Genomic DNA, 21,005 nt, shown 5'->3' on the forward strand with positions numbered 1-21,005 from the left:
GCGCGGACCACGCCCGGTCCCTTCAACTCGCCGGGGCGCGCGGTTGCGCCGACGGCAGGCACGCCGTTGTTGGCGCGCTTGAACAGGCTCGGATCCTGGCTTGCGGTCTCGACCTGCTTGCGTTGCAACGGCGTCGCCGCGAAATGCTGCTCCTTGGCGACCGCGCGATCGGCAGCAGTGGGCCGCGCTTCGATACCGCCGGTGCCGCCATTGTAGCTGACGTTGTTGACGGTGGTCTGGTTGATCGTGACGCTCTTCTCGTAGACGTTGTTGATCTGCGCACCCTGCAGATTGTTCACGGTGCGATTGTAGAAGAAATTGCCGTGATCCCAGCGGCCGCCTTCATAGCCTGCACCGCCGTAGCCGAAGCCGTAGTTGATGCCGCCGTAGAAGCCGACGCGATCACCCCAATAGCCCTGATGGAAAATGAAGCCGCCGCCGAACGCGCCCCAGTAACCGGGCGTCCACAGCAGTCCGACTCGCGGCGGCTGCACCCAGGTGCCGGGCACCCAGTAGTAATCACCGCGATCCTCGTCCCACGACCAATTGCCCGGCGACCACATGTAGCCGGGCCCAGGCACCGGCGGCTGATCGTACGTCGGCAGCGGCGGCGGCGCAGTATCGACAGCGCTGACCGGCGCGCATGCCGCGTCCTGCGCGTTTGCCGGCACGGCAGTCGCATAGAGCAGCGCCGTGGCAATCGCTGCACACGACACGGTCAATAGAAGACGAGTGTTCATTGGGAGCCTCTTCGATGAGCACGTCTGTTTTAACGTGAGAACCGGAACAAAAGTTCCGTGCATCGGCAACAGACCGACACACTGCATCGCTAGACCCTTCACCTTACACCAGCCTGAAACACGTCGATGCAAACGGAAACGCAATCACGTTGCCATTCATCGACAGTTCAGAGTGTGTGGTGAACGTAGTGTTGCGCGATTCAGTGGAACATCGCGCGGCAGACAGCTGCATCATCGAGCGCGCCATACAGTGCGCATCACCGTTTCCGAAAGCGCGAATATAACTTCCAGGCTTTCATGTGATTGTAACGATCCGGGCTCGTTCGAACCGCACGCTTCGGTGAGCACTGGCCACGATCGACGTGACGCACGCGCCCGGTCTGACCACGCATCCGTAGCAGTGCATCCGGACGAGTGCCAACGGCGAACATCGGCCGTCGCAAGAGCTTAGCTGCAGGGTATCAGCGGCTCGGTCCGCGATTGACACACCCCGGAAACGACCACACGATGCGGGCTGCGGCAGCCTCAGGCCCGCGGTTTTCTCGCCGGCGCAATTGCACTGGGCTGCCAGATGATAGATGTCATCGTTCCGCCATCTGTCGCCGGCGGGAATGCATGGCGTAGGTTGATCTCGACGAGCCTGCGTTGCCTTTGAGGTGCCACAATGAACATTGAAAAATATACCGATCGCGTTCGCGGCTTCATTCAGTCGGCACAGTCGCTCGCGATGCGCGAGGGACACCAGCAGTTCTCGACGCTCCATATCCTGAAGGTGCTGCTCGATGACCCTGAAGGCCTCGCGGCCGGCCTGATCGACCGGGCCGGCGGCAACTCGCGCGCGATCCTCAAAGCCACCGAAGACGCGCTGGCGAAGGTTCCGAAGGTCAGCGGCGCCGGCTCCGGACAAATTTATCTGGCGCCCGATACCGCACGCGCCTTCGCCGCGGCGGAACAGGCCGCCGACAAGGCCGGCGACAGTTTCGTATCGGTCGAGCGCCTGCTGCAGGCCCTCGCAGCAGACAAGGACAGCGACGCCGGCAAGCTGCTCGCCAAGGGCGGCGTCAATCCGCAGAACCTGAATGCGGCGATCAATGCGCTGCGCAAGGGCCGCACCGCCGACAGCGCATCAGCCGAGAATGCCTACGACGCGCTGAAGAAATACGCCCGCGACCTCACCCAGGCCGCGCGCGACGGCAAGCTCGACCCGGTGATCGGCCGCGACGAGGAAATCCGCCGCACCATCCAGGTGCTGTCACGCCGCACCAAGAACAATCCCGTCCTGATCGGCGAGCCCGGCGTCGGCAAGACCGCGATCGTCGAGGGCCTCGCACTACGCATCGTCAATGGCGACGTGCCGGAGAGCCTGCAGGACAAGGCGCTGCTCGCGCTCGATCTCGGCGCGCTGATTGCGGGCGCGAAATATCGCGGCGAGTTCGAGGAACGGCTCAAGGCTGTACTGCAGGAAGTAACGTCCGCCGAGGGCGGCATCATCCTGTTCATCGACGAAATGCACACGCTGATCGGCGCCGGCAAGGGCGACGGCGCGATGGACGCATCGAACCTGCTGAAGCCCGCGCTCGCCCGCGGCGAGCTGCATTGCATCGGCGCCACCACGCTCGACGAATACCGCAAGCATGTCGAGAAGGATCCGGCGCTGGCCCGGCGGTTCCAGCCGGTGTTCGTCTCCGAGCCGACGGTCGAGGACACCATCTCGATCCTGCGCGGGCTGAAGGACAAATACGAGCAGCATCACGGCGTGCGCATTGCGGATTCGGCGCTGGTTGCCGCCACCACGCTGTCGAACCGCTACATCACCGATCGCTTCCTGCCCGACAAGGCCATCGACCTGATGGACGAGGCGGCGGCTCGACTGAAGATGCAGGTCGATTCCAAGCCGGAAGAGCTCGACTCGCTCGATCGCGAGATTATCCGTCTCAAGATCGAGCAGGAGGCGCTCAAGAAGGAGACCGATCTCGGTTCCAGGAGCCGCTTGCAGACGCTCGAGAAGGATCTCGTCGATCTGGAGAAGAAGTCGGCGGACATGACATCGAGATGGCGCTCCGAGAAGAGCAAGCTCTCCGATGCGCAGAAGATGAAGGGCGAACTCGAGCAGTTGCGCACCGAGCTTGCCAATGCGCAGCGCAAGGGCGAATTCCAGAAGGCGGGCGAGCTGGCCTATGGCCGCATTCCGGAACTTGAGAAGAAGCTCGCGACGGTCGAGGCCAGCGAGACCTCGTCCGCCAGCGAGACCGTGACCGCCGACAATATCGCGCAGGTCGTCTCGCGCTGGACCGGCGTCCCCGTCGACAAGATGCTGGAAGGCGAGAAGGACAAGCTGCTGCGCATGGAGGAGATGCTCGGCAAGCGCGTCGTCGGCCAGGCCGAGGCGGTCCGTGCGGTGTCGACTGCGGTGCGCCGCGCCCGCGCCGGCTTGCAGGATCCGAACCGGCCAATCGGCTCGTTCATGTTTCTCGGGCCCACCGGCGTCGGCAAGACCGAGCTGGCGAAAGCGCTCGCCGAATATCTGTTCGACGACGAGACCGCGATGATCCGCCTCGACATGTCCGAATACATGGAGAAGCACTCGGTCTCGCGACTGATCGGCGCGCCGCCCGGCTATGTCGGTTACGATGAAGGCGGCGCACTGACGGAAGCGGTGCGGCGCCGGCCCTATCAGGTCGTGCTGTTCGACGAGATCGAGAAAGCGCATCCTGATGTCTTCAACGTGCTGCTGCAAGTGCTCGACGACGGACGCCTGACCGACGGCCAGGGCCGCACCGTCGATTTTCGCAACACGCTGATCATCATGACCTCGAACATCGGCGCGGAATATCTCGTCAACCAGCCGGAGGGCCAGAGCACCAGCGCAGTGCGCGAGCAGGTGATGAACATGGTGCGGGCGCACTTCCGCCCGGAATTCCTCAACCGGATCGACGAGATCATCCTGTTCCACCGTCTGCAGAAGAGCGACATGGGCCGCATCGTCGAGATCCAGTTTTCGCGCCTGCGCAAGCTGCTCGAGGATCGCAAGATCGATCTGGAGCTCGACCCGAAGGCGCGCGACTGGCTGGCGGAGAAAGGCTGGGATCCCGCCTACGGCGCCCGCCCGCTGAAGCGGGTGATCCAGCGCAACGTGCAGGATCCGCTCGCCGAAATGATCCTCGCCGGCGACGTCCGCGATGGCTCGCAGGTGAAACTCTCAGCCACCAAGGCCGGCCTCACTTTCAATGGCAAGAAGCCGGAGAACGCGGCAGCGGACGAGTTCGAACCGATGTGAGCGAAGTCCCGATCGGCCAACGACGCGCCGTCATCGCCGCGTCGTCTGGGCGCATCATATGCAAGCTGAACATACAAGCTGACCTGCAACCAGGGAGAGCGTCATGACGCAGCAGAACATCAAGGACAACATGGAGGTCATCGGCGCCGACGGCGTGCATGTCGGCACCGTCGATCGCGTCGAAGGCAACCGCATCAAGCTCAAGAAGAATGACAGCGACGGCTTCCACAAGGGCCATCACCACTTTATCGAGCTCGGCTTCGTGGCAGGCGTCGAAGGCTCGAAGGTTCGGCTCTCCGCCAACGCCGCCATCGCGGTAACTCTCGAGGAGGAGAAGTCCGGCAAGCCGGTTGGGCCGTCCGCGGAAGCCTAGCAATCCGGGCTCTTGTAAAGGCTCCGGTGGCATGCTCCTCTCTCGATATCTGGACACCAATCTGGTGTCCGGCCCGCCTTTTTGTCGTCGTGGACTAGCCGTTTTAGTTAAGGAGAGATGCGTGCCATCAGCCGTTCCGCAACCGGTCGCTGCGAAGCTGACGCGCGCGGCCATCTTCCTTGCGGTCACGATCAAGCCCAATCCGGAATATGACACCGTGGTGCGCTCGCTGTGCGCCGATCTGGCCGCGCTGGTGCGCGCCGTGGGCTTTCGCGATCTCGAGGGCCGGCTGTCCTGCGTCATGGGCATCGGCTCGGATGCGTGGGACCGGCTGTTCGGTGCGCCGAAGCCGCAAGGCCTGCATCCGTTCCGCGAGATCAACGGCGTCCACCACGCCGTCGCGACGCCGGGCGACCTGCTGTTTCACATCCGCGCCGTGCCGATGGACCTCTGCTTCGAGCTCGCCTCGCAGATCATGTCACGGCTCGGCGATGCGGTTGCCACCTCGGACGAGGTGCACGGCTTCAAATATTTCGACGAGCGCGACCTGCTCGGCTTTGTCGACGGCACCGAGAATCCCGTCGATCAGGCAGCGCTAGAGGTCACCATCATCGGCGACGAAGATGCCGCCTTCGCCGGCGGCAGCTATGTGATCGTGCAAAAATACCTGCACGACCTCACGAAGTGGAACGAGCTGCCGGTCGAGATGCAGGAGAAGATCATCGGCCGCACCAAGCTGTCCGACATCGAGCTCGATGATGCGGTGAAGCCGAGCTACGCGCACAACGCCCTGACCACGATCGTCGAGAATGGCGAGGAGCTCGATATTGTCCGCGACAACATGCCGTTCGGCAACGTCAGCAAGGGCGAGTTCGGCACCTATTTCATCGGCTATGCCAAATCCCCGCACCGGATCGAGCAGATGCTGGAGAACATGTTCGTCGGCAAGCCGCCGGGCAATTACGACCGCCTGCTCGATTTCAGCCGCCCCGTGACCGGCACGCTATACTTCGTCCCGTCGGCGACGTTCCTGGAAGATGCCGCGAACGCAGCACCGGCGATCGCGCCCGCCGAGCCGGCGGCGGATGACGCCGGGGCCGACGAGGCACCTGCACAAAGAATATCGCCGATCGACGGCTCGCTCGGTATCGGCTCGCTGAAAGGAGAGGCTGGACATGAATAATCTTCATCGGGGATTGGCCCCCATCTCGGACGCGGCATGGGCCCAGATCGAAGAGGAAGCCTCGCGCACGTTGAAGCGCCATCTGGCGGCGCGCCGTGTCGTCGACGTCGATGGCCCGAAGGGAACGGACTTCTCCGCTGTCGGCACCGGTCATCTCAAGAAAATTCCGACGCCCGGCGACGGGGTCGAGGCGACGCAACGCGACGTCCGCGCGCTGGTCGAGCTGCGCGTGCCATTCGAACTTTCGCGGCAGGCAATCGACGATGTCGAGCGCGGCTCCAATGATTCCGACTGGGATCCGCTGAAGGACGCCGCGCGCAAGATCGCCTTCGCAGAGGACCGCGCGGTGTTCGACGGCTACACGGCTGCGGGCATTCGGGGCATCCGTCAGGGCACCAGCAACCCGGTGCTGACGCTGCCGGCGAGCATCAAGAACTACCCCAATGTGGTCGCGCAGGCGGTCAGCCAGCTGCGGCTAGCTGGTGTCAACGGCCCCTATACGCTGCTGCTCGGCACCGAACCCTATACCGCGATCGGCGGTGCGACCGACGACGGCTACCCTGTGCTGCAACACATCCAGCGGCTGGTCGACGGCAAGATCGTCTGGGCGCCCGCAATCCAGGGCGGCGTGCTGCTGACCACCCGCGGCGGCGACTTCCAGCTCTCGATCGGCCAGGACCTTTCGATCGGCTATCTCAGCCATTCTGCAACTTCGGTTCAGCTCTACTTCCAGGAGACCATCACCTTCCTGATGCTGACGAGCGAGGCATCGGTGGTGCTCGCGCCGGAGGCGAAGAAACCCGCCTAAATCTTACCGGCGCTGCTTCATCCGGGAAGTCTCCGGCTGCCGCCGGAGCTTCCGCCGAACATGTAACGGAGAGGAGGCGCGCAATGGACTACGATCTCTACATCAACCCGAAGAAGGCATCGGTCGGTCTCTACGTCCGCAAGGGCGCCGGTCTTCCCGATCTTGCCGATGCCAAGGACTGGGTGTTCGACGGTACCTTCGGGCAGGCCAATCTGCCGGCGCAGTTCGTGAAGGAGATCGAGGCCAACGGCCACGCCTTTCGCGACATGGATTGAACGTGTCCGCCGGCGTTACTTTTCGCCGACTTTCACCGGGGCGGTCTCGGGCATCAGGCTCATCGCCACGATGCCGACCGCGGCCGCGAGCAGGAGATACCAGGACGGCGCCAGCGGATCTCCGGTGACGTGCAGCAGCCACGTGACCACGAGCTGCGCGGTGCCGCCGAACGTCGCGATCGCCACCGCGTAGATCGTGGCGAACACGCCGCCGCGAATGTTCTGCGGCAGCGCCTCCGTAAAGGCGGCATAGAACGCCGTGAACGGCAGCGATCCGATGAACGACAGGACGCCGAAGCCGAACAACAGCGACCACGCGCCGGGATCCCGGACGATCCACAGGAAGGCCGGATAGGTCAGCACCAGCACGACCAGCTGCGGCCAGATCATGATCGGCTTGCGTCCGAGCCGATCGGCAAGCCAGCCGCCCAGCACGGCGCCGATAATCTGAAGCCCGTTGCTCACCAGCGATACGGTGAACGCGAGCGACGGCGAGACATGCAGCGTATTTTTGGCGTAAGTCGTCATGTATTGCGTCACATAGGTCGAGATCGTGCCGCTGGCCAGGATCATCACTGCCAGCACGATCACGCGAAGATGCCGGCGCGCCTGCGCGACATGGCTTGAGCTTTCGACCTGCCCGGCGACGTGCTCGCCGTGCGAAACTGTTTCCGGCAGCGTGCGGCGCATCCAGATGCCGAACGGCAGGCAGACGGCGCCGAGCAGGAATGCGACGCGCCATCCATAGGCCTGCAGCATATCGGGAGCCATCGTGCTGCTCAGGACGACCCCGACAAGCGCGCCGATCGTCGCCGCGATCTCCTGGCTGGCGGGCTGCCATGCCACCACCAGGCCGCGATTCCGAGGTGCCGCGATCTCGATGAGGTACGCCGTCGTCGGCCCGACCTCGCCGCCGAGCGCAAATCCCTGCACCATCCGCGCCAGGATCACGATAACAGGCGCCACGATGCCGATCGCGGCATAGGATGGCGTCAGCGCGATGGTCAGGATCGCCCCGCCCATCAACGCGAAACTCAGCAACATCGCCGGCCGCCGGCCGACGCGATCGGAGAAGATGCCGAGCACGATGCCGCCGATCGGCCGCGTCAGGAAGCCGGCGCCGAAGGTCGCAAGCGACAGCATCAGGCTGCCGTATTCGCTATGCGCCGGGAAGAAGGTACGCCCGATCTCGGTCGCAAAGAAGCTGTAGGTGATGAAGTCGTAGAACTCCAGCATGTTGCCGATGGTCGCGGCAAAGGCTGCGCGCTTGACATCGAATTCCCTGCTCGCAATCTCCGGCAACGCTCTCGGTTCCTTGTCTGGCGGTTCGAAGCGAGTATTATTCCTCTGATCTTGTTAGGCAAGACATGGCGCCACCGCGCGATCTGCATGTGACCCAATCAGTGAGAGGAGCAGATCCGATGCCGTCCGATAGACTCTTCACCAATGCCAGGCTCAGTGACGGCACCCGCCGCGATATGATGGTTCGTGGCGGTCGCATCGTAGCGATCGAAGCGACGGCCGCGCGCCCGGCCGGGGTCGAGATCGTCGATCTCGGCAATGCGCTGGTCGTGCCCGGCTTCGTCGAGGGCCACATCCATCTCGACACCAGCTTCTACGGCGATACCTGGCGACCGCACCGCCCCTGCACCAATGGATTCGACGTTCACGAACGGGTTGCGTTCCAGGCGGAGAATCTTGCTGCCGCCGCCCCGATGGCCGAGCGGGCACGAAACCAGCTCAACCTCTGCATCGGACATGGCACGACGCAGATGCGCAGCCACGTCATGGTCGACGGTTCGGTTGGCCTGAAGTCGCTCGAGACCAGCCTTGGGGTTCGCGACGAATACAAGCACCTGATCGATATCCAGCTTGTGGCCTTTCCGCAGAGCGGCATCCTCAGCAGCCCCGGCACGCCGCAATTGCTCGACGAGGCGATCAAGCTCGGCGCCAATGCCGTCGGCGGCCTTGATCCCGCAAGCTTCGATCGGGATGTCGAGGGGCATCTCAACGTCGTGTTCGGTGTTGCGCAGAAGCACAGCGTCGATGTCGACATCCATCTTCATGATGGCGGCATGCTCGGCGCCTTCGAGGTCGAGCAGATCGCGGCGCGGACGCGCGCGCTCGGGATGCAGGGCCGCGTCGCCGTCAGCCACGCCTACGGGCTCGGCGACATTCCGGCCGATGCGCTGAAGAAGACCGCCGACATCCTGGCGCGCTCGGGCGTGTCGATCATGACGAATGCGCCGGGCAGCCGGCCGTTCCCGCCGGTCGCCATGCTCAGGAAAGCCGGCGTCACCGTGTTCAGCGGCAACGACAACATCCGCGACTCCTGGTGGCCCTATGGCGATGGCGACATGCTGGGCCGTGCGATGATGATCGGATACCGCTCGGGCTTCTACACCGATGAAGAGCTCGCGATCACGTTCGACATGGTCACCGCGGCCGGCGCCAAGGCACTCAGGCTTGACGACTACGGCCTGCATGTGGGCGCGAAGGCCGATTTCGTCACCTTGAACGCCGTGCATATCCAGGAGGCGGTCGTCGCGCGGCCCTCCGGGCGTTCGGTCTACAAGGGCGGGGCCCTGGTGGCGCGCGACAATCGCGTCGTCAAGGATGCCGGCCGGTCCTGAAGCGCACACCGCGCAGAAGCAAAAGCGGCTTAGCGGACGGACGGAATGATTGCGCGCAGGATGTCGCCCTTCCAGCGTTGCCGGACACTGTCGAACGCCGCGAAGTCGTGATCAAACTGCCAATAGGCCCACGCCCAGCCGAATTTTTCAGCGCTTCGTGTCATGAACGACAGGTACTTCGCCCGGCTCTCCGCCGGCGCGCGCTCATAGACGCCGAACTCGCCAAGATAGATCGGGCGCTTTTCCTTCTCCGACCAGGACCGGACCTTGTCGAAATCGACAGCAGCCCTCGCTTCGTCCTCCGCCGAGCCCCAGCTCAACGGACCGATCTTCGAGAAGGTCGCCGACCACGGTGCACCCTGATGGGTGAATTGCAGCGGCAGGTAATAGTGGAACGTGACGATGAGGTTTCTGTCGCCGGCCGGCAGCGCCAGCTGGTCGATCGGCAGCTCCTCGGTGTTCAGGACGGCGACCACGACATTCCGCTTCGGATTCGTCTCCCTGATGATCGCAAGACAATCGGCGAGCAGACCATTCCACTCGGCCGAGGTCATGTTCCCGCCAGGCTCGTTCAGGATCTCGAACAGCAGCGCCGGGTATTTCCCCGCATAGCGCGCCGCGATCTGGCGCCAGAACGCCTTGAGCTTCACCGTGCATTCCGGCACGTCGCGCTGGCAAAGGTCGGTGTCGTGTTCGTCGAGGATCGGGATCAACTTGCTCGCGAAGGCCTGTTCGATCACGGTATCGAGGCGATGCAACACAGCATCATCCAGAATGTTGCCGGAATCCATGTGCCTGACACCGAAGAAGTTGATCCGCACATGCGAAAAGCCGGCCTTGCGGATGGCGGCGAGGTTTCCATGGCGGAACGGTGCGTTCTGGTAACCTTCCCAGATGCCGTCATAGCCGAGAATGTTGATGCCGCGCCCCAACGCTGCGACCGCCGGAGACGCACCCTGCCCGGCTGCATTCACCGGCGAGATCAACACGGCAGCGAGCGCCGCCGCCAGCAGCACGCCGACGGCTCCTTGCAAATGCGACCGGAACGCTGTCATGGCTGCTCCTGCTCGCGGAGCCGCGCGCGCGGCGACGACATCGGCCGGCAAGCGGCGAGGAAGAATGCGATCAGCAGCACCGACGTGAACATGGTCGAGCGAAGGAAGACCGTCTCGGTGAAATTGGTCTGGCAGTTAAGGAACACAAACCCGACGATCAGCGCGCAGTGCAGACGGTCGATTGCCCGTCCTGCGATCAGGCAGAGCATTTTGTAGGAGAACAGAAAGACGCTCGCCGCGAACAGGAAATAGCCGAAGAAACCGGTCTCAACGAGAATGGCGATGTAGCCATTGTGGTAGTTGTCGAGCACCCAGCCGTGGTTCTGGTTGAAATAATCGTAGATTGCCGGATTGGTCCAGAACCCGTTGATGCCGAATCCGAACAGCGGCGCGTCATCGAAATGGCTGATGGCGTACTGCCAGATGAACGTTCGCTCCGTGAAGTTGATCGTCGTATCGAAGACATGGATCGAATCGTATCCGGTCGCGTAGAAATACAGGATCAGCAACACGGCCGCGACGCACATGATGCAGGGCAGCACCGCATAGACCTGCATGCACCTGATCGACCACAGCGAGGTCAGCAGCAGCGCGCAGGCGACCAGCGACAGGGCACCGGCGCCACGGGACTCCGAGAAGATGACGCAGGCTGAGGCCAGCGCAAATGTCACGAGGAACGGCAGCCAGCCCTGTCCGGTCATCTTCCGATAGCAGGCAAAGAACATGAGATAGGCCGCGGCGAAGCCCAGGGTTTGCTTCGATTCGAAGACGCCTTGCCATTGCCCGTTGTGCATCCAGGTCTGATCGATTCCGATGTCCGGAAGCACGACCGCACAGAACGCCGAGGCCGCGATCAGCACGAACAGGCCGCGGGTCGTCGATTTCACGATGTCGTCGATGTCGACGCGGGTGACCATGCAGAACGCGCCAAGCGTCGTGATCACAAGCGCCGCGGCCTTCATGAGGGCTGCGGCGTCCAGATTGGTCCAGAACACGGAAATCGTGGCGAACGCATAGAATGCGATGATCACTGCGGTGTCGAGATTGAAGGCCAGTCGAAGGCAGGGACGGATGAACAAGCTCGCGTAGATCAGCACACCCCACATCGCGAGTGCCACGGCCTGCTGCACCAGGGTTATTTCGGTCGGCAGCAACGCAGCGTGAAAGGTCCCCATCGACATGATCACGTTGATCGTGATCGACCAATTGACGACGGTCCGTGCGAAATTTTCCGCCTCGACGCCTGGCACCTGCCAGATCGAGCTATCGAGCGCGCGACCATCCATTCGATTGTACTCCGCTCATTGAAAATGAGCTTGCTGCTCCGGTGGCTCGGAGCAGCACATTGCACTCGGAAGACTTCAGTCCTTGGTCGACGAGGATCGAGTCCGGTTGAAGAGCAGATAGAGAGCGTGCGGGTTGGTTGTCAAGTAGCGCCAAAACAACCGACGCGGCTCGAGCCAAAGCCGCCAGGCCCATTCGAGGCCGACGACCTGCATCCATCTCGGGGCGCGCGGCCGCGAGCCGGACAGGAAGTTGAACAATCCGCCCGATGTCTTGATGACGCCGACATTGCCAAGCAGCGGCATGAATTCGTCGACGAAACTCTGCTCGTAGGGCACGCCAAGCGCGACCCAGAGAAAGTCCGGCGCCAGGGCATTGATCTCGTCGACCTTGGCCCGCAGCGCGTCGCCGCGCAGATAGCCGTGCGAATGACCGACGATCTTGAGTGCCGGATACGCCCGGCGGACATTGGCGATGGCCGCCTTGTTCTCGGCGTCGTTGGCCCCGAACAGATAGAAGGTCAGCCCGAGCTTCTCCGCCTTGCAGGCAACGTCATGGAACAAGTCCGTGGTCGCGACGCGCTCGGGCAGCGGCTTCGACGACCGCAGCCTGGACACCATGACCAGCGGCTGTCCGTCGGCATTGATCAGGTCAGCGGCGCGGAACAGCCGATCGGTCATCGGCTCGGTCGAGCAGCGTGACAGCACCTCGCCGTTGGCCGAGGTCAGATACAGCGGACGATTGACACGCCGGTTCGGATACACCGCCTCGACCATGAAGTCGGCGGTCTGCTCGCGATCGAGCACGGCGAGCCGCAGCCCGCCGATAGTTTCCCGCGGGACGCCGGCAGTCAGGGCCCTGCCAACAGGATTGATCCGACGCTCCCGCATGCCGTTCGGCAGGGACGGCCGGTTCGGCGAAGTGTCGCAAATTCGGACAGACGGAACAGCCATATCTGAATCGAGACGCTGGGTCCCCTCGCGATCGACGCGCGCAGGCGAAATTGCATCGGAAATGCGGGCGTTTTGGCTATGACTCAACATTTCAGCAAGGGCTCCAGTGCTTATGTGCCCTTAACTGCAATATCCGGTCCAGGCAACGCGTGTCTCGTCGCAGCCTCGATGAGCCGAGGCCGCAAAAAGATCATTAACCATGTTGGTCGCACGGCACGACATCCTGCGCCGACGGCAAGCAGCGGTCGTTTCAGCTGCGGCGCCGCCCGACCAGCAACAACATGCAAAGTTCGAGGCTCGACATTAATACAAATCGTATTCTACCGGTGCGCGCCGTCATCGGCCTTTGCTATAAGGACGAGAGGCCGGCTTGATCGGCGTTTTAGAACCCGTTTGTTTTTGGTTTCACATGAATAAGAACGATGACGCGTTCGATGTCAGCGTCGACGACGCATTCGACTTCTTGTCAGAAGAATACGCGACATTGTTTGAGGGCTCGGACGCGACCGCCTTCCAACATCCGCTCTGGCTCGACAACATCTATCGCAAGCTCGCCCCAGCCGCTGCGGCGAAGCCATTGATTGTCGTCGTCCGTCACCGCACGAACAACGCGCTTGCAGCCGTGTTTCCGATGCTGCGCGTGCGGCGCGGGCCGATGCGCGTGATTGAATTCGCCGATCTTCGCGTGTCCGATTATCTGTCGCCGGTCTGCAGCACCGCGACGTTCACTCACCTCCTTCAGGATCAGCGCGCTTGCGCGACGCTTCGACAGCTACTGCGGCCGTTCGACCTGCTGCGGATACCCAAGCTGCTCGATGCCAGGATGCCGGTCGAGAATCTCCTCGGCGCGCCGCACCGCAGCCTGATGGATATGAATGCCTATGCGACGGTGCTGACCGCGCCGTTCGAGCAGTGGCAGATCAACGCGTTGGGAAAGTCCTATCAAAAGGAACTGGCAAAGAAATGGCGCCAGATCCACAAGAAAGGCACGCTCACCTTCTCATGCTGCGACAACGGCGCCTCGGTCGGCGAAGCCATGGAGACGATGCGGAAGTTTCGCGGTCCGCGGTTTCACGAACAGGGTGACGGCGACCTGCTGCAGCGTCCGGAATATTTCGATTTCTATTCGAGCGTGGCGCTCCGCGGTCTCGGCTCCTTTACGCGGGTCTATGCCATGAAGATGGATGGCGAAGTCATCGCGACTGCCCTCGGGCTGGTCCACCGTGACGCCCTCCTCGTCGTCATGACGGCGTTCGACGTCGCGGGCTACAAAAGCCAATCGATCGGCGCGTTGACGTTCGAGAGCGTCGCCAAGGATTGCATCGCGCGCGGCGACCGGGTGCTCGATTTCACCATCGGCGACGAACCCTACAAGAAGCAGTTCGGCGGCCAGCCCACACCGATGTCGGCCATGACGCAGGCCGGCAGCGCGGCCGGCTCGCTGGCACTGTTTGCGCTGAAGCAGGCGCCCTGGATCAAGCAGGCCGCCAAGCGGGTGACCGACTTCAGGCCGGTCCGCGCCTCGACCGACACACAGTAGCGCCGCTTAGAAAAGCCTCACCGTCGCTTATCGCCGCTTACCGGAGCGCGCTGCGGACGCGCATGACCCATCCCGGATGAATCCGGTCCACCTGATGCGCGATCACGCGGCGCAGGAAGTGCAGCTTGCGCTGCATGGTCCAGCGTACATCGGTGTTCGAGGTCAAAGCCTCCCGGTAACGCGCCAGTTGCAGCGAGTGGCGGTCGGCGGCGAGCTTGTCGGGATCGGCATAGAACTGCGCAATCTTCTCCACGCCCATGCCATCGGTCTCGAGCCAGCGCGGCACATATTCGGTGCAAAGGCGCTCGACATCCACCAGCAGGCGGCTCACGCCGGTTCCGGCGGCGGGACAATTGGTCTGAAACGCATCGCCGATTAGGACGACGCCCGGCTGCAGATGGCCTTCGGTCACGGACAAATCCATGACCCAGTTCTGCACCTGGCCGACGATCTCGAAATCACCGAGATAGGGCTGCAATCCCGGCATCAGGCGAACCAACGTCCGCCTGGTGTCGCGGCGCAGCTCGCGCATGATCGGATCGGTCGGATCGCGGAACATGAACAGATTCGCCCGCATGCCGCCCGACATCGGAAACAGGCTGAGATAGTCGACGCCGTCAGCCGCCTCCTTGCCGTAGCAGGTCAGCGCATCGAAGCCGAACGGCGCGTTATCCGGCCGCGCGATCGTGAAGCCGAACGTCACCGAGTGGCGCGCGGCGATCAACTGCCGGCGCATTCCGAGATTGTAGCCGAGCGCACTCGCCATGCCGGTCGCCAGAATGACGAGCCGCGCGACGACGCGTTTTCCGGAGGCCAGCGTCAGCTGCTGACGATCCTCGCTGCAGCTGACATTGGTCACCTGGTCGATCAGGAAGGTCGATGTCTCCGGCGTCAGGCCGCGGGCCATATTGACGAGGTCGGCATAGGAAACCCCATAGGACCGGCCGACACCGATATCGACCAGTCTGCCACCCCGGATGTTGAGCACCCGGTCGTAGGCCGAGGCCACGGCCTCGACGTCGTCGATGAAGCCCAGGCGGCGGAAGATATCGATCTGCCCTCCCGCGACCTTCTCGACGCGGAATTCATCCGGCGGAATCGAGCGCTTGTCGATCAGGACGACCCGGTACCCGGCTCGGGAGAGAACAGCTCGCGCAAGCGAGCCGGCCAAGCCGGCGCCGACAATGGCGACATCAGCTTCTAACGTTTCAGCCTCGCAAGTTGCGATCGGCTGGGTGGTGCTTTCCTCGGCAATCATCATGTCCGCTCCGACGGCTAATAGCCGCAGAACTGCAATTTCCTTGCCCGCCCCGCCGTCGAGCGGGACGAAACGCGAGGCGTTTCCTCGTTGAAGTTAATGACGGCCTGTCGACCGCGGTGAGCAAGCTCTCGGCACATGGCTTGCACGACAAACGGCCATGAAACCGATCTTTTGGAGCCTCCGCGGCAGAATGGCGGGGCAATTGCCTGGCCGTGGAGCTTCAGAAAATGCCTTCGACGCGCGAACGAGGCTTCGACCGGCGCGATGCATGCCGTTGGCCGGAGCGCCGAAGGGAAATCCAATCTGCGCCGTTTGGAGACAGGGCGGACGGCAGCGTTCCAGAATGGGGCAGCCGCGCGACATATTGGCCAGCTCTGCAATCACTTGGAACCAGAAAGCCAGTCGGAAGGAACGGAATCTTAGCAAGAGAACATTAACACTCCTGACCTCACCGATTGCTAAGTCAACAGCCTGACTGGATATTGAGACGCCTCTGGTGCTTGCCTCTGTTCTTCAAATGCTACGGCGCGATGTCACGCGCGGCGTTGCCGGGACCATCCTGCTCAAGGTCGGCAGCGGCGGGCTCGCGTTCGCGTTGTTCTCACTGGCCGCACGGGCCATGACACCCGACGCGTTTGGAGATTTTGCGACCTTACTTTCCATCGCCCAGATCGCCTCGGTCGTGGGCCTGGCCGGCCAGGAGCTTCTGCTGGTTCGCTTCCTCAATGAGTACGAGGTGCGCGGCCAGGCGGAGCTCACCAAGGGCGTGCTGCTGTCGAGCCTGAAGAACTCCGCGATCGGGATGCTGATTTCGATTGCCGCGATCGCGGCGGTCGCAAGCATTCGCGGTGAGTGGTGGCTCTTGATCCTCTCGGTCTCGGCGTTCACCGCCGTCAATGCCGGCCTGATGCTCGGCAGCCAGATCGCACGATCCCTCGTCAGCATCCTGATGGGCGAAGGCAATCGCGAGTTCTTCTGGCGGGTTGCCGTTGTCCTGGTCCTGATCGCCGTTCTGTTCGGTCACCGGCAGCTCACTCCTGCCGAACTGTTCACCGCGATGAGCGTTGCGATGGCCCTCGGGCTGGTGGTGCAGATCGTGTCGATCATGCGTGTGCTGCCGAACCTGCGTTCGATCACGGCGCGCTTCGAGACCTCGCGCTGGAACCGGAGTGCATTCCGCTTCTGGCTCGCATCCATTCTTGAAGCGGCAAATCAGTATTTCGACGTCATCCTGGTCTACTGGATGCTGGATCCGGCCACCGCGGGCGTCTATTTCGCCGCCTCACGTCTGGCGAACATCTTCGCCATGCTCTCGGCAGCGCTCTACACGTTCGGAGCGCGCCGGCTTCCCTCGCTGTATTTCAGCAAGAATCACCGCGAGCTCGAACATACGCTGAAGCTGATGGCCGAGGTGACCGCGCTCTGCGTGCTCAGCGGGCTCGTGATCGTCTGGGTGGGTGCTCCCCACCTGCTCGGCCTGTTCGGGCCGCACTTCGCCGCGCAGCAGTGGGTGCTGATCGTGCTCGCAATCGGAACGGCCTTCCAGGCGGCGGGCGGACCGTCGGCCGCCGTGCTGCAGCTGACGGGACATGAGCGCGACTATGTTCCGGTCGTCGCCGCCAACGTGGCGTTGCGACTGGTCGGATTTGTCGTGCTGATCCCCTGGCTCGGCGTGCTCGGTGCAGCAATCGCGGCGACAGGGTCCCTGGTGCTCACCACCATCGCGCTCAATGTGCTGTGCCGCCGGCGCACCGGCGTCGACCCATCAATTATGGTGCTTTCGCATCTCTCGTCGTGGAAGCGCGACACCTACGCGGTCCGCGTTGCCGACAGCAACGACTAGACCGAGCTGGAAGGCCGTCAGCTCGCCAATCCCAGAGCCTTGCCCTGAGCACTGCGCACGGCGGCATCGACCGCCACGCGGTTGACGACCAGCGCGGTCGGGACCGAGCCAAAGCCGGACAGATCGGCCCGCGCCTTGGTGATCGCAGTCGCATTGGCCGCGCCCTCGCGAACCACCAGGATCACCAGATCGGCATGGGCGGCGAGCGCCACCGCGGCCGGCTGCAGGGCAAGCGACGATGCATCGACGATGATCAGGCCGAAATCGGCGCGGATATCGTCCGGCGGATATGGCGGCGCCTTGCTGCTGGCACCCAGCAGTTCCACGACCGACGCCAGATCAGCCTTGATGATCCCCGAGCCTTGCGGCGGCGCGGCCTCGGCGCGCCTCGCCTCCATCTCGATCAGGACGCTGAGCATGCCGTTCTTCACGGCGGACCGGTTGAGCGACCGTGCAACGGTGCTGCCGCCCACGCCGGCCTCGACCGACAGCAGCAGCGCCACCTTGCCGTGGTCCCCTGGAAGCTGTTCGATGTTCTCGATCAGCAACTGAAGATGCGGGCTGAGATCGGGCTCGGCCGCCGTTGAAATCGGGGTCTGCCAGACGCTCCTGACGGCATCCGGCGACACCATGTCGGGAATGCGGGCCAGCACAGGCAATCCCGGCGGCAGCGCGGGTTGCAGCGGGGGTTGCGGCGCGGGCTGCAGTGCGGGCGCCTCGGCACGACGCAGTGGCAGAACGGTCTTGGTCGGGAGCTGCGGCAGATTGAGACCGGGAACGGCGACGATCGCCGTCGACGTCAGCAGCGAGACGATCGCGAGGGCGGCGAGCAAAAGCGGAAGCGGCGGGAGCGTCGAACGCACCGGCGGCGTCGCAGGCGATGCGACCTTGGTCTGCGAGGCCTGCAGCAGCCGCTGCTCGTCGGTGGTCTTGTAGCGCGACAGGAACTGCTCGTAGATATTCTTGTTGGCGTCGGCATCGCGCTGCAATTCCTGCAGCTTCACCAGCGCCTGACCGTCGACCAGGATCTGCTGTTCGGCCGCTTTCAGCTGATCTTCGACCGCCTTCTGCTGGTCGCGCTGCGCCTCGTATTCCGACTTCGCGGTATCGATGTTCTTCTTGCGCTCGATCTCGATCTGCCGGTTAAGGTCGCTGAGCTGGCTGAGCGCCATCACAAGGTCGGGATGACGATCGCCGAGCACCCCGCGCTTCTGCGCAATCTGGTCGTTGAGCGTGGAGCGCTGGGCGCGCAACGCGCTCAGCAGGTCCTGCTTGACCGGACCGTCGACATTGGCCTTGAGGTCGCGCTGCAATTGCTCATAGCGCGTCTTGGCCTCTTCGGTACGCGCGCGCGCCGCAGCGACCTGCTGCGTCAGGTCCGTTACGCGCAATTGCTGCGTTGTGGATTCTTTGCCGGCGTTGACGATGCGGTGCTCGAGCTTGAATTTGGCGACGGCATCTTCCGACGCCCGCAGCCGGTCGTTCAACGTCTTGAGCCGGCTCTTCAGCCAGTCGGCAGCCTCGTCGGTCGCCACGGTGCGGGTCCCGCGCTGGCTGGCAACGAACGCCTCCGCCACCGCATTGGCGTAATACGCCGCGCGCTGCGGGTCGTTGGACGTGAACTTGATGGCGATAACATAGGTCAATCCGCGCCGGGAAATATCGAGCCGGTTGCGAAACCGGTCGAGCAGGCGCGTGGGATCGGTCCTGCCGCCGGAGATGTCGTCATCCTGGGCGATCTTGAGCTGCTCGATCAGCGGCCCAAGAAATCCATCGGATTTGGCGATCTCAACGGCGCTCTGCAGCGCCGCGGCATCCTGGCCGATCCCCGGCAGGACGTCCTGATCGGTGGTGACGCGCTGCTCGCGCGGGTCGACGACGACGAGCGCGGTCGCGGCGTAACGCGCCGGGATCAACATCAGCAAGATGATACCGACCGCGAAGACAACCGCGGCGAGCATCAGGATGCGTTGACCTTTCTCGCGGAAAAAGGCCAGCACACCGGGGAGGCTCAGCACGCCCTTGGTGGTTTCAGCTGAGGATTGGGTCGGCACGCTGAAAGCTTCCCACGACGCTGCGGGTCCCGTGGCTTCGGAACGTCTCGGGCCGACGCGGCTACCGAACTTCATGGGTTTTGACTCGAATTCAACTGACAGCACCGCTCAGTGCCGCCCAACGTAAATATCTATGGTTAATCGCCGGTTACCCCCTCTCTGCGCTGCCGTAACCAATTGGTTAACGAGCCCGCTGTACTATCTGTGAGATAATGGCTCTCGATTGCTCACAATGTCTGATTGCTAAATGAGCAGTAACCTCAACACGCGCTCCTCGGTGCACGAGCACGCCTTGCGTGATAAGCACGCGCGCAAAAATGAGGGAGACGATTCCACTCCCTCGACGGGTGAGGAATCCGTGCTCCATTACGCGCCAAGTCCAGAACTGAGCACAGAACTGCGCGAGTCATCGACCGCGTCACGCGATCGACCGAACGCGAGCAGGCCAAAGCTGCGTGTTGTCCTGGTGCAGACCCAGGCCGAGAACGCCGGCGCGCAGGAGATATCGCGGCTGCTCGGCGCCGGGCTCACTGCACGCGGCTATGATGTCGCCAACCTGTTCTTCTTCCGCAAATCGGATTCCTTCGACGAGCCGCCCAATACGTTGTATTGCGCGCCGAGCCGTCCGGGAAATCCGGTGGCGCTGCTGCGGATGCTGTGGACGCTCGCCGGCCATCTCAGAACCATCAGACCTGACGCCGTCCTGACCTTCCAGCACTTCGGCAATGTGATCGGCGGAGGCGTGTCGCGCCTGGTCAGCCGCGCGCCTGTCATCGCCAATCAAGTGTCTTCGGCGCTGTCGATGAGTATGCCGGTGCGCGCCGCCGACATCATCATGGGCTCTACCGGCTTCTTCCAGTGCATCACGCTGAACTCGCGCGACATGGAGCGGGAATACGCACGCTATCCCGCGCCCTATCGATCACGCATGAAGCACGTCCCGCATGGCTTCGACGACAAGTCGCACAGCCTGCCAAAAGACCTTGCGCGGCAGCAGTTCAAGCTGCCGCCGGACCGTACCCTGCTCGGCTGCGCCGCGAGGCTGCATCCGCACAAGCGGCTCGATGCGGCAATTCGCCTGCTGGCTGCCGATCCATCGTGGCACCTTGCGCTGGCCGGCCAGGGTACCGACGAGGAACGGCTGCGAGCCCTGGCGGACGAGCTTGATGTCTCGGACCGGCTGCACTTCATCGGCGAGATTCCACCGCGCCAGATGGCCGATTTTCTGGCCTGCCTCGATGTCTTCGTCTTCCCCACGCAGGCTGAGACTTTCGGTCTTGCGGCGGTTGAAGCCGCGAGCGCCGGCATTCCCTGCGTCGTCAACGATCTTCCCGTGCTGCGCGAGGTGCTGTCCTACCAGGGACAGCCTGCGGCGGTGTTCGTCGACGCCTCGAACGAGGCCGCGTTCTCGGCCGCCGTATCGAAAGTCCTGACAGATCGTTTGTTGAGCGACCAGCTGCGGCAAAGCGCCGTGGGGCTGAAGTCGCGCTATTCGTTGGATGCCATGATAGAGGAATACGTCCACATTCTCGGCAATGCCGTGGGAGCGGACGCGCACTAGGAAGTCGGGCTGGACATGATTATCGAGTTTCGCTGCGATCGCGAGCAGGCGCGGCTCTGGATGCGTCGTGAGACGCTGCGCGTCAACGATCAGGATATCCCCGTTCAATTTGCCTGGACCACGACCCCGGGGTCCCACCCCGCGGGCCTCGAGGCCCTGTTCGAG

At 63.2% G+C, this 21,005-nt stretch carries 16 protein-coding genes; 9 read left to right on the forward strand and 7 right to left on the reverse strand.

The window, feature by feature from the left end; genetic code table 11:
- On the reverse strand, positions 1–740 hold a 740-nt coding region (locus H8A95_RS31825), incomplete at its 3' end, for a YXWGXW repeat-containing protein (protein WP_229186770.1).
- 664 nt (positions 741–1,404) lie between these two features.
- On the opposite strand from H8A95_RS31825, the gene clpB reads away from it, so the two are divergent.
- The 5 genes from clpB (at position 1,405) to H8A95_RS31850 (ending at position 6,656) form a co-directional block, all read left to right on the forward strand.
- Entirely contained in the window at positions 1,405–4,017 is a 2,613-nt protein-coding gene (gene clpB / locus H8A95_RS31830; protein ID WP_229186771.1) for an ATP-dependent chaperone ClpB, read from the forward strand.
- A gap of 103 nt (positions 4,018–4,120) precedes the next feature.
- The gene (locus H8A95_RS31835; RefSeq protein ID WP_229186772.1) at positions 4,121–4,390 is read left to right on the forward strand and encodes a DUF2171 domain-containing protein; all 270 of its coding nucleotides are present in this window, start codon (positions 4,121–4,123) and stop codon (positions 4,388–4,390) included.
- A gap of 121 nt (positions 4,391–4,511) precedes the next feature.
- On the forward strand, positions 4,512–5,573 hold the full coding sequence (locus H8A95_RS31840; RefSeq protein WP_229186773.1) for a Dyp-type peroxidase: 1,062 nt from the start codon (positions 4,512–4,514) through the stop codon (positions 5,571–5,573).
- Complete coding sequence (locus tag H8A95_RS31845) at positions 5,566–6,381, forward strand: family 1 encapsulin nanocompartment shell protein (RefSeq protein ID WP_229186774.1); 816 nt, start codon at positions 5,566–5,568, stop codon at positions 6,379–6,381. The genes H8A95_RS31840 and H8A95_RS31845 overlap by 8 nt, the downstream gene beginning before the upstream one ends.
- Positions 6,382–6,464: 83 nt before the next feature.
- Entirely contained in the window at positions 6,465–6,656 is a 192-nt protein-coding gene (locus H8A95_RS31850; RefSeq protein ID WP_229186775.1) for a hypothetical protein, read from the forward strand.
- 15 nt (positions 6,657–6,671) lie between these two features.
- On the opposite strand, the gene H8A95_RS31855 is transcribed toward H8A95_RS31850, so the two are convergent.
- Positions 6,672–7,892 (reverse strand): MFS transporter, encoded by a 1,221-nt coding sequence (locus tag H8A95_RS31855; RefSeq protein WP_420839484.1) that lies wholly within the window; start codon positions 7,890–7,892, stop codon positions 6,672–6,674.
- A 185-nt stretch (positions 7,893–8,077) separates the two neighbouring features.
- Here H8A95_RS31855 and H8A95_RS31860 point away from each other — a divergent pair, with 185 nt between their 5' ends.
- Positions 8,078–9,289: an amidohydrolase family protein gene (locus tag H8A95_RS31860; RefSeq protein WP_229186777.1), complete on the forward strand. Its 1,212-nt coding sequence runs from the start codon at positions 8,078–8,080 to the stop codon at positions 9,287–9,289.
- Positions 9,290–9,318: 29 nt separating this feature from the next.
- Here H8A95_RS31860 and H8A95_RS31865 read toward each other — a convergent pair whose 3' ends face one another.
- The 3 genes from H8A95_RS31865 to H8A95_RS31875 all read right to left on the reverse strand — a co-directional run bounded on the left by H8A95_RS31865 (position 9,319) and on the right by H8A95_RS31875 (position 12,518).
- Positions 9,319–10,344 (reverse strand): glycoside hydrolase family 5 protein, encoded by a 1,026-nt coding sequence (locus H8A95_RS31865; RefSeq protein WP_229186778.1) that lies wholly within the window; start codon positions 10,342–10,344, stop codon positions 9,319–9,321.
- A complete protein-coding gene (locus tag H8A95_RS31870; RefSeq protein ID WP_229186779.1) occupies positions 10,341–11,630 on the reverse strand; it encodes an O-antigen ligase family protein in 1,290 nt (429 codons plus the stop codon). The genes H8A95_RS31865 and H8A95_RS31870 overlap by 4 nt, the downstream gene beginning before the upstream one ends.
- A 75-nt stretch (positions 11,631–11,705) precedes the next feature.
- Positions 11,706–12,518 carry a WecB/TagA/CpsF family glycosyltransferase gene (locus H8A95_RS31875; RefSeq protein ID WP_229186783.1) on the reverse strand — a complete coding sequence of 271 codons (813 nt, stop codon included), beginning with the start codon at positions 12,516–12,518 and terminating at the stop codon, positions 11,706–11,708.
- 472 nt (positions 12,519–12,990) lie between these two features.
- Between H8A95_RS31875 and H8A95_RS31880 the strand changes: the two genes are divergently transcribed.
- Positions 12,991–14,121, forward strand: coding sequence for a GNAT family N-acetyltransferase (locus H8A95_RS31880; protein ID WP_229186780.1), 1,131 nt, complete (start codon positions 12,991–12,993; stop codon positions 14,119–14,121).
- Between the two features lie 37 nt (positions 14,122–14,158).
- On the opposite strand, the gene H8A95_RS31885 is transcribed toward H8A95_RS31880, so the two are convergent.
- Positions 14,159–15,379: an FAD-dependent oxidoreductase gene (locus H8A95_RS31885; RefSeq protein ID WP_229186784.1), complete on the reverse strand. Its 1,221-nt coding sequence runs from the start codon at positions 15,377–15,379 to the stop codon at positions 14,159–14,161.
- Positions 15,380–15,899: 520 nt separating this feature from the next.
- Between H8A95_RS31885 and H8A95_RS31890 the strand changes: the two genes are divergently transcribed.
- Positions 15,900–17,225, forward strand: coding sequence for a lipopolysaccharide biosynthesis protein (locus tag H8A95_RS31890; RefSeq protein WP_233287296.1), 1,326 nt, complete (start codon positions 15,900–15,902; stop codon positions 17,223–17,225).
- Positions 17,226–17,242: 17 nt separating this feature from the next.
- Here H8A95_RS31890 and H8A95_RS31895 read toward each other — a convergent pair whose 3' ends face one another.
- Positions 17,243–19,354 carry a GumC family protein gene (locus H8A95_RS31895; protein WP_420839482.1) on the reverse strand — a complete coding sequence of 704 codons (2,112 nt, stop codon included), beginning with the start codon at positions 19,352–19,354 and terminating at the stop codon, positions 17,243–17,245.
- Between the two features lie 283 nt (positions 19,355–19,637).
- Between H8A95_RS31895 and H8A95_RS31900 the strand changes: the two genes are divergently transcribed.
- On the forward strand, positions 19,638–20,840 hold the full coding sequence (locus H8A95_RS31900) for a glycosyltransferase family 4 protein (protein ID WP_420839483.1): 1,203 nt from the start codon (positions 19,638–19,640) through the stop codon (positions 20,838–20,840).
- The last annotated feature ends 165 nt before the right edge of the window (positions 20,841–21,005 follow it).

The sequence above is a fragment of the Bradyrhizobium oropedii genome (genome assembly GCF_020889685.1).
Lineage (GTDB): Bacteria > Pseudomonadota > Alphaproteobacteria > Rhizobiales > Xanthobacteraceae > Bradyrhizobium > Bradyrhizobium oropedii.

What these genes read in the sequence shown, in the direction of transcription:
- clpB (WP_229186771.1), top strand. Translation starts at nt 1,405, where the DNA reads ATGAACATTGAAAAATATACCGATCGCGTTCGCGGCTTCATTCAGTCG.
- H8A95_RS31835 (WP_229186772.1), top strand. Translation starts at nt 4,121, where the DNA reads ATGACGCAGCAGAACATCAAGGACAACATGGAGGTCATCGGCGCCGAC.
- H8A95_RS31845 (WP_229186774.1), top strand. Translation starts at nt 5,566, where the DNA reads ATGAATAATCTTCATCGGGGATTGGCCCCCATCTCGGACGCGGCATGG.
- H8A95_RS31850 (WP_229186775.1), top strand. Translation starts at nt 6,465, where the DNA reads ATGGACTACGATCTCTACATCAACCCGAAGAAGGCATCGGTCGGTCTC.
- H8A95_RS31855 (WP_420839484.1), bottom strand. Translation starts at nt 7,892, where the DNA reads ATGCTGGAGTTCTACGACTTCATCACCTACAGCTTCTTTGCGACCGAG.
- H8A95_RS31860 (WP_229186777.1), top strand. Translation starts at nt 8,078, where the DNA reads ATGCCGTCCGATAGACTCTTCACCAATGCCAGGCTCAGTGACGGCACC.
- H8A95_RS31865 (WP_229186778.1), bottom strand. Translation starts at nt 10,344, where the DNA reads ATGACAGCGTTCCGGTCGCATTTGCAAGGAGCCGTCGGCGTGCTGCTG.
- H8A95_RS31870 (WP_229186779.1), bottom strand. Translation starts at nt 11,630, where the DNA reads ATGGATGGTCGCGCGCTCGATAGCTCGATCTGGCAGGTGCCAGGCGTC.
- H8A95_RS31875 (WP_229186783.1), bottom strand. Translation starts at nt 12,518, where the DNA reads ATGCGGGAGCGTCGGATCAATCCTGTTGGCAGGGCCCTGACTGCCGGC.
- H8A95_RS31880 (WP_229186780.1), top strand. Translation starts at nt 12,991, where the DNA reads ATGAATAAGAACGATGACGCGTTCGATGTCAGCGTCGACGACGCATTC.
- H8A95_RS31885 (WP_229186784.1), bottom strand. Translation starts at nt 15,379, where the DNA reads ATGATTGCCGAGGAAAGCACCACCCAGCCGATCGCAACTTGCGAGGCT.
- H8A95_RS31890 (WP_233287296.1), top strand. Translation starts at nt 15,900, where the DNA reads ATGCTACGGCGCGATGTCACGCGCGGCGTTGCCGGGACCATCCTGCTC.
- H8A95_RS31895 (WP_420839482.1), bottom strand. Translation starts at nt 19,354, where the DNA reads ATGAAGTTCGGTAGCCGCGTCGGCCCGAGACGTTCCGAAGCCACGGGA.